Here is a 285-nt window from a genome sequence, read left to right on the forward strand (position 1 = left end):
GTTTGACACTGCGCAATACACCACCGCCACCGACAACGATGCGGCGGAGCCTTTGTATAACCGTTTGGTGGAGTTCGAAAAAGGCGCCACCGACGTCGTCCCTGGGCTGGCAACCAAGTGGGATATCTCCCCGGATGGCCTGACCTACACCTTCCACCTGCGTGAAGGGGTGAAGTTCCACAGCAACAAGGAATTCAAGCCGACGCGCGACTTCAACGCCGACGACGTGCTGTTCACCTTCAACCGCATGCTTGACCCCGACCACCCGTTTCGCAAGGCCTACCC

General features: G+C 58.9%; 1 protein-coding gene. It reads left to right on the plus strand.

Annotated features, from left to right (window positions below; all coding sequences use genetic code 11):
* Nucleotides 1-285 (plus strand): ABC transporter substrate-binding protein (locus AAEY79_RS14520; RefSeq protein ID WP_352289000.1); only part of this gene is annotated, 285 nt, incomplete at both ends.

The sequence above is a fragment of the Psychrobacter sp. GW64-MNA-CIBAN-0177 genome (assembly GCF_040309585.1).
Lineage (GTDB): Bacteria > Pseudomonadota > Gammaproteobacteria > Pseudomonadales > Moraxellaceae > Psychrobacter > Psychrobacter okhotskensis.